Origin of the sequence: Mesorhizobium sp. M7A.F.Ca.CA.004.06.1.1 (assembly GCF_003999135.1) — a bacterium.
Classification (GTDB): domain Bacteria; phylum Pseudomonadota; class Alphaproteobacteria; order Rhizobiales; family Rhizobiaceae; genus Mesorhizobium.
This window is the reverse complement of record NZ_RZPQ01001096.1, coordinates 1-1,382: the sequence shown is the minus strand read 5'-3', so window position 1 is coordinate 1,382 and position 1,382 is coordinate 1. Positions and strand designations below refer to the sequence as shown.

Below are 1,382 nucleotides of genomic sequence, written 5' to 3'. Positions count from 1 at the left end.
GCCTCGAACGGATCGGTCTGGTCGGAGAATTCGTAGCCGGCGAAGATCAGCCCGGCCTCGATGCGCACCATGTCCAGCGCCTGCAGCCCCATCGGCTTCAGCCCATGCGGCTGGCCGGCTTCCCAGATGGCGTCGAACACCTTTTCGGCGTCGCGCGGATGGCACCAGATCTCGTAGCCGAGTTCGCCGGTATAGCCGGTGCGCGAGACGACGACCGGAATGCCGTTGCCGCCACCAATGCGGGCGACGGCGAAGCGGAACCATTCGAGCTCGTCGATCGACGGCTGCAATGGCGAAGTCCAGATCACTTCTCGCAGGATGTCGCGGCTCTTCGGACCCTGGACGGCGACGTTGTGCATCTGGTCGGTCGACGAGCGCACCAGCACGTTGAGGCCGAGCTTCGTCGCCGTCTCGCGCAGCCATTCGCCGGACAGATCGTCACCGCCGACCCAGCGGAAATTGTCCTTGCCGAGCCGCAGCAGGGTGCCGTCGTCGATCATGCCGCCATGCTCGTAGCACATGGCCGAATAGACCACCTGGCCGACGCCAAGCTTCTTGACGTCGCGGGTCAGCGTGTATTGCAGCAGCGCCTCGGAATCCGGGCCGGTAACCTCGAACTTGCGCAGCGGCGACAGGTCCATGATCACCGCGTCCTGCCGGCAGGCCCAGTATTCCGCGATCGGCCCGTCCTTGGCGAAGGAATTGGCGAGCCAATAGCCCCTGTACTCGCCGAAGTTGCGGGTGTGCTTGGCAAAGCTCGAATGAAAAGCTGTCTCGCGGGTCATTTTCGGTTCCGAATCGGGCGTCATGCGTCTGGCGATCGCTCGCGAGAATTTGTGCTGGCCGGAATAGGTCCGCACATGGATGTCGGTCGGGTTCCAGCCATTGGCCGGCGTCGTGTCGTCGGGGCAGGCGGAGGACACGCAGACGATGTCGGTGAGCGCCCTGAGCAGCACATAGTCACCCGCCCGCGACCACGGCTCGTCGGACACCATGACGCCATGCGCGTCGATCGCCGTGTTGAAGAAGAAGTTGATCGCCATCCAGCCCGCGCGGGGATTGACGCCCTTGCCGGCCAGAGCGCCGTTGAAATTCTCCGAGCAGTTGGTGTGGCCGGGATAGCCGATGTCGTCGTAATATTTGGCCGCGCAGGCGAGCGCGAAGGCGTCGTGCCGGCCGCATGTGTCCTGGATAACCTCGACCAGCGGCTCCATGTCCTGGTCGTAGTATTTGGAATGCAGGCCGGGCATCGGGTAGCTTGCACCCATCAGCGTGCGCGTCGTCGTCACGTCGAGCGGATGATCCAGTCCCCTGTCCAGCTTGCGCGCCGAAAAGCACTGGAAATCGGTGCACTGGCGCCCGTCGACATCGATGATCTGGAG

At 63.9% G+C, this 1,382-nt stretch carries 1 protein-coding gene; it reads right to left on the bottom strand.

The features are described 5' to 3' along the window. Positions 1 to 1,382: aminomethyltransferase family protein (locus EN906_RS34155; protein WP_127375779.1), on the bottom strand; the 1,382-nt coding region annotated here is incomplete at both ends.